The organism is Methylomonas sp. BG-2, from assembly GCF_057766305.1.
In genome coordinates, this window is sequence record NZ_JBYMAP010000208.1 from 1 (window position 1) to 6,766 (window position 6,766).

Consider the following 6,766-nt stretch of genomic DNA (forward strand, 5'->3'; position numbering starts at 1 on the left):
GAATTCGCAATTTGGCCGAAGTCAACGCAACATTAACTAGCGTTTACAACGATAGACTTGTCCCGCTACAGAGCTTGAAAACCATCGCCGACCGTTACGCGGTCAATATTGTCGATACCGCGCACAAGGCCCGTAACGGCAATATCGACTGGGCCGAAGCCCGCAAGAATATTGAAGATTCCGGCGCGGTTATCGAGCAAGCGTGGCGGGCCTATACATCGACCTATCTGGTAGATGAAGAGCACGAGCTGATCAAACAGATCGAACCCTTGTTTGTCGGCGCCAACCGCGAACTTGCCGATTTGCTGGCGATCTTGCAACGCGAGGATCGCAATGCCCTGGCCGCATTCACGGTGCAACGCCTGTATCCAGCCATCGACCCGATTTCCGAAAAAATTTCCGCGTTGGTCGATTTGCAATTGCGGGTCGCCAAGCAACAAAACGATCTGGCCGAAACCAATTACGCGATGGTTCGCAATCTGACCGCGGCGATACTGCTGGCCGGATTAGCGGCTTGCGTCTGGTTTTCGTTGAGAGTCGGCGGTTCGATCAAGGCCCAAATCGGTATGGAACCCAGCGCGGCGGCCGAACTGGCGCAAGCGGTTTCGGCCGGCGATTTAAGCCGGGACGTGGCGGTCGCGGCCGGGGACACATTGAGTATCGCCGCCAATTTGCGAGCGGTGATCGTTAATTTGCGGCGGATGGCGGCGGATGCGATGACCTTGGCGGCCGCCGGCGTCGAGGGTCGGCTGGCGGTGCGTGCCGATGCCGACGCGCACAGCGGCGAATATCGGCGCATCATAGAAGGCGTCAATGCCACGTTGGACGCGGTGGTCGGACCGTTGGACCGGGTGCGCGAATTGCTGATCTGCGTCGAGCAGGGCGATCTGAGCCGGCGGATAGACGAAAATTATCAAGGCCAATTACAGGAATTGCGTATGGCCGCCAACTCGACGATAACGCGTTTGTCGGAAACGATTGACGAGGTCTCGGTCGCGGCCGACCAATTGAGCGATGCCGCGGAACAAGTCAGCGCCACCGCGCAAGTCCTGGCCCAGTCGGCCAGCGAACAGGCGGCCGGGGTTGAACAGACCAGCGCCAGCGTCGAGCAAATGGCGGCCAGCATTAACCAGAATGCCGAGAATGCCGCGGTCACCGACGCGATGGCCGGCAAGTCCGCCCAAGATGCGGTCGACGGCGGCGCGGCGGTCAAGCAAACCGTGGAGGCGATGAAGGAAATCGCGACCCGGATCGGCATCATCGACGACATCGCTTATCAAACCAATATGCTGGCCTTGAATGCGGCGATCGAAGCCGCCAGGGCCGGAAACCAAGGCAAGGGCTTCGCGGTGGTGGCCGCCGAGGTGCGTAAATTAGCGGAACGCAGTCAGACGGCCGCCCAGGAAATCGGCAAGCTGGCCGAACAAACCGTGCAAGACGCCGAATTGGCCGGGCGGATGATCGATTCGATTATCCCCACCATTGGCAAGACTTCGGCCTTGGTGCAGGAAATCGCGGCGGCTTCGCATGAGCAGGCGGTGGGCGTCACGCAAATCAACCAGGCGATGAATCAGATGAACCGGGTGACTCAGCAAAACGCCGCGTCCAGCGAGGAATTAGCGGCTACCGCCGAGCAAATGAGCGGGCAGGCCGAGCAATTGCAGAATCTGATGAGTTTTTTCCGGCTGCAAGATGAGGAGCCATCGAGTGTCCGGCCTAGGACTGTGTCGCGCCCGCCAAAAATCCAGTCGGCTCAAGATCGCTTCGACCGCCAATTTTCGCTGAACGAAGGGCAGTTCGTGCGCTACTAACGCAATGTCCCCGACGTTTCCTTGGTTTCGAGTTCCAGTCAAGCAAGGGTACTTGCATCGGCGCGCAGCCTGGACGCCAGGATATTTCCTGGCTATGCCAAAACTAACGCTTTGTTGGGAACGCTACGCCGGCGACATGCAAGCTCGTCAATGCGCCAGGCAATCGCGTATCGTCAGCTTGGCGGCGGATTTCGCGGGCCGGTAGGCGGCGAGCCCTGCCAGTGTCAGCACCAGTACCAGCCAATAGAAAGCCGCCGAATAGTCGAAGCGATAATCCAGCCGGATGCCCAGCATGACCAGGCCCAAACGTTCGGCGAGCGGCTGAGATAGCCATAACGCCAGCGGCACGCTAACCAGCCACGCCAACACGCCGTGCAACAAACCTTCCAGCGCGAACAGCCGAAACACCGCCGGCGTCGGCGCGCCGATGGCGCGCATCACGCCGATTTCGCGGGTGCGTTGCAAGACCGCGATCGTCAGCGTACCGGACAAGCCGATGCCGCCGATGACCGCGACCATCGCCGCCAATCCCGCCAAGGTCCCCAGTATCGAATTGAATTGGTTACGGGTATAGCGGCGTTGCGCCAGCTTGGCTTCGCTGCTGTAGACATCCAAGGTCAGGCCGGCGCTGTCATAGCGATCCTTGAGTTGGCACAAATAGTGGTCTTCGCCGCTAAGGTCGGCGATGTCGGCATCCAGTAGCGCAAACGAGGCCAGCTCGCCGGTTCGGGCCAGTTCGCGGGCCGTCGCCAACGGCGCGTAAACCGGTTCGACCGCCGGATTGTTGCCGGCCAGCCAGCGGTAGACCCCGGCGACTCGCCAGGCCTCGCGGCTGGTGCCCAACTTAACGTCCACGCTGTCGCCGGGCTTTAGGCCGTTCAGCGCGGCGGTGTCTGCGCTGATGACTAACTCCCGCCCGGCAGCGTCTTCCGCTAACCAGTGGCCGGCTTCAATCAGAGGCCGGTACAGCGTGGACGCCGGCGGAACCGCCAGCATTTGCAGGCCCAGACTGCCGGTTTGCTGCAAGGCTTGCCCTTGACGGCTGATTTCCACCGGCAGCCGTTGCCAGACCGCCAGATCGCGGGTCGCCGGCAGCGACTGAGCCAACCCGGCGACCCTAGCCTCGGGCTGATCGACGCTAAAGCCCAACTTGACCGCATAGCGGCTGCGGGCCATTTCGTTGTCCAGCGTCAGGTTCACGGATGCGATCAGACTGGTCGATACCAAGAACATGATCCCGGCCACGATCAACACGCCTTGGGTCAATAGCAACCGGGCCTTGCGGCGGAATAAATTGCCCAGTGCCGCCGCGTACAGCGTCGGCAACCAGCGGGCGCCGAACCGTTCTATGCCGGCGTCGAAGCGGTTCCCGCCGAAATCGCCGCCCAAACCGTAACTGGCCAACGCCATTCGTACCGTCATAGTGGCGCCGCGCCAAATCGGCGGCAGCGCGGCCAGCAGCGGCGCAATCAGACCGCCGCCCACCATCCAAGCCAGTGCATCCGGCGCAATCGAGAACTCGCCGCCGGCGATGTTGAACAAGGCCAGCAGCTTGTCAGCCGCCCAATCGGCGCCGAACAACGCCGGCGGTATAGCCACGCAAGTCGCCGCCAACGCCAGCAACGCCACTTCGCCGAGATACATAGCGGCCACGGTCGCGCTGCTACCGCCCAGTGCTTTGATGACGCCGATCTGGTCGGTTTGCTGAGCGATGTGGGCCGACACCGTATTCAAAATCAGCAGACTGGCCAAGGCCAGCGAGGCCAGCGCCATCGCTTGCAGTACCGAGTTGATACCGGCGACGAAGGGGCGGCCCCAATGCTTGTCGGGGTCTTGCAACAGCGTGACGCTGACCGGCAGATGCCGTTCAGCCAGCAATTGCCTCAATCGGGCGGCAATGCCTCGGGCGGCTTCGGCGTCGTACGGCGGCGCGATGCGGACCAGCAACTGTCGGAAATAACCGTCCGCCAAGCCGAACGACGCGGCGCTGGAGCGGTCGGCGAAAAAATGAATTTGGCCGCCGAATTTTGGCGGTTTGACGAAAGGATGGCGAACCACGCCGCTGAGCCGAAACCCGGTCGGGCCGTTGGCGGTGTCGAACTCGATCGTAGCACCGGCCGTCAAACCGGTCGCGCTCCGGGACAGGTTTTCGACGGCGACTTCGCCGACGCCCGGCCACGATCCGCTTTCCAGCGTTGTCAGGTCGTATTGCTGCGCGGCGTAATCCGGGCGAACGATCAGGGTCGCGTTTTGCCATTCGCCGCCGGGCTGGCGGTAGCGTACCGACAGCGGGGTCATGGTGTCGATACCGGCCACGCCGGGAACCGCGCGCAACTCTCCCAGCAGCTCGGGCCCCGCCGCGCCGCGCAAAATCAGATTGACGTGCGAAGGTTGGGAAAGCCGATGAGCGGCGTCCATGCGCTCGAGCAGCAAGGTAATCATTCCGAACAACGTGCCGACGCAAAAAATGCCGATCGCGATGTTGACGACGGCCAACAGGCTGCGCGCCTTGGCGGCCCGCAAGTCGGCCAGAATTTTGTAGCGCAACATGCTCAAGGGCTCTGGGTTCCTTGGTCCGCCGTTCGCGCGCGCACTGGTTCCGATCTCGGTGTTACCGCCGATCCTGAGTTTGAGCCGTTGTCGGCATGGATACGGCCGTCGCGAATTTCCAACTTGCGGCTGGCGGCGGCGGCCAGCACTTCGTTGTGGGTGACCATCACCAGCGTCTTGCCTTGGTCGTTGAGGTGGGCGAACAGTTCGAACACCGCGTCGGCGGTGGCGGCATCCAGATTGCCGGTCGGTTCGTCGGCGACGATCAACGGTGGGTCGTTGGCCAGCGCGCGGGCGATCGCGGCCCGTTGTTGTTGCCCCCCGGATACCTGACTGGGCAGGCGGTCGGCGGCATCGGCCAGACCCACGCGCTCCAACAGCGCCATGGCCCGCTCCCGGCGCCGGCGTTTGTCCAGCTTGCCGAGAAAATCCATCGGCAGCACCACGTTCTGCCACAAATTCAAAGCCGGCAACAACTGGAAAAACTGAAACACGATGCCGACGTTGGCACCGCGCCAGGCGGTGAGCTTGGCGTTGTTCAGTTGATGCAGCGCCGCGCCGTTGACAAAAATCTCGCCGCGGCTGGGATGGTCGATGCCGGTCAACAAATTCAGCAAGGTCGATTTGCCGTTGCCGGACGGGCCGACGATGGCGACAAACTCCCCGTCGGCGATGTTCAGGTCGATGTTGTGCAACACCGTCTGCAAGCCGCCGACGCGCGGATAATCTTTGTACACTTGGCGAAGTCGGATGATGGGTTGCATGGCGGCCGGCAAATTAGGGTATGTTACACGACGCGCGGCCTTCGGGCGCGCGCCGGTTTTCGACAGTCTCGGGGGAGAAAAACATGTTGGCGGTACGCATACTGTGGATGGTTTTGGCGTTGGCTTGGCTGGCGGCGGAAATTCGCTTGGTCCGGGCGGCGCGCGGTCGAACCGACGGCCTTGCCGCCGAACGCGACTCGCAGCGCCGCCTGTGGCTGACCGGCGCCGTGGGCCTGGCCGCGGCACTGAGCGCCAAACAGCTGTGGTGGTGGCCGATACCGATCGCTTATTTGCCCAGGCAGGCATTGGCACTGGCAATCTTCGCGGCTGGTCTGAGCTTGCGCTATCGGGCGGTCCGGCGTCTGGGCCGATTTTTTACCACCGACGTGACGATACAGCCCCGCCACGAGTTAATCGTTGACGGTCCCTATCGCTGGCTGCGCCACCCCGCCTATACCGGTTTATTATTGGCGCTGGCCGGTGCCGGCTTGGCGATGGGCGATGGTCTGGCCTTATTGGCGGCAACCGTGCCGATCGGCCTGGCCGTGCGCGGTCGAATCGCGATCGAGGAAGCGATGTTAGCGGCCGAATTCGGGGCGGCTCACGCCGAATATTGCGCGGTGCGTTGGCGCCTGCTGCCCTGGCTTTATTGAACGCCGCCGCCGGGCGGGGCGCTCCGCCTCGGTGTCGCGACAAACTGATATACTGCCCCGGTTCCGAACCGGCCCACCCGGATTCGGGGATAATCGCGGTCTTCCCGCCTTTTAATAATAACGACAACTACCGGGATATTTTATGCAAGATTATTTGCCGATGCTCGAATCCATCGCCGCCGACTGGTACCGGCTGACACTGGCTAATCAGGAATACGCGATCAGCTTGGTCGTCGCGGTCTGGCTGTTGACCGCGGTGTTTTACAGCATCCGAATCGGCTTTCTGAACGGCCGCAACCGCCGGTTGGCCGCCGCGTTGCAGCAACAACAAACCGAGTTGGCCGAAGCCAAGCAGCAAATCGAAGGCCTACAGCAGCAATTGACCGAAAGCGGCGAGCAAGTCTCAGCTGCCCATGCCGAAATCGCCAATCGGGCGCAATTAATCGAAGCGCTGGAACAGCAAATGCTTAGAGCCAACCAACGCCTCGCCGACGCCAACCAGGCGCTGGCGACAAGCTTTGGATTGCCGGCACCCGGCGGCGACGGCAGCAACCCCGAGCAGGTTTGGGATCAGCATCGGCAAATCGCCGAGCAATTGAACGGCGTACTGGCGGCCGAGCGTCAAGCCAAGGCCGAAGCGGAACAAGCCCGCCAGGAAGAAGCGGCCAAGGTGGGCGAGAAGGACGCCTTACTCGGCGCGCTACGAGCGCGGGTCGAATCGCAAAGCCAACAAATCGGCGAACTGGAAGCCGCCTTGGCCGAACAACAGCGCCAAGCGCAACAACAGCGAATCGATGCCGGGCGTGTCGCCGATCTGGAAGCCAGATTGGCCAGCGCCACCGCCGCTCGGGCGGCACCGGTCGCGGTGGCTCCCGCCCCCACGCCTTCGGCGGCGGTGAAAGCGGAAACCCCGGCGCTGGTCGGCGAGCGTATCGGCGATAGCGTTAGAGTGGCCGTGGAGCCGGAAAAACCGGCCATCGTCGCCAGC

The 6,766-nt window shown here is 62.4% G+C and carries 5 protein-coding genes; 3 read left to right on the forward strand and 2 right to left on the reverse strand.

Annotated features, from left to right (window positions below; all coding sequences use genetic code 11):
* On the forward strand, positions 1-1,811 hold a 1,811-nt coding region (locus AC3B8H_RS16610; RefSeq protein WP_488442663.1), incomplete at its 5' end, for a HAMP domain-containing methyl-accepting chemotaxis protein.
* Between the two features lie 147 nt (positions 1,812-1,958).
* Here AC3B8H_RS16610 and AC3B8H_RS16615 read toward each other — a convergent pair.
* Together AC3B8H_RS16615 and AC3B8H_RS16620 are read right to left on the reverse strand one after the other, a co-directional pair.
* Complete coding sequence (locus AC3B8H_RS16615; RefSeq protein WP_488442664.1) at positions 1,959-4,361, reverse strand: FtsX-like permease family protein; 2,403 nt, start codon at positions 4,359-4,361, stop codon at positions 1,959-1,961.
* A gap of 2 nt (positions 4,362-4,363) precedes the next feature.
* Positions 4,364-5,125, reverse strand: a complete 762-nt coding sequence (locus AC3B8H_RS16620; RefSeq protein ID WP_488442665.1) for an ABC transporter ATP-binding protein — start codon at positions 5,123-5,125, stop codon at positions 4,364-4,366.
* Positions 5,126-5,208: 83 nt separating this feature from the next.
* On the opposite strand from AC3B8H_RS16620, the gene AC3B8H_RS16625 reads away from it, so the two are divergent.
* Together AC3B8H_RS16625 and AC3B8H_RS16630 are read left to right on the forward strand one after the other, a co-directional pair.
* Positions 5,209-5,778, forward strand: coding sequence for a methyltransferase family protein (locus AC3B8H_RS16625; protein WP_488442666.1), 570 nt, complete (start codon positions 5,209-5,211; stop codon positions 5,776-5,778).
* Positions 5,779-5,920: 142 nt separating this feature from the next.
* A partial coding sequence (locus AC3B8H_RS16630; RefSeq protein ID WP_488442667.1) for a hypothetical protein occupies positions 5,921-6,766 on the forward strand: 846 nt, incomplete at its 3' end.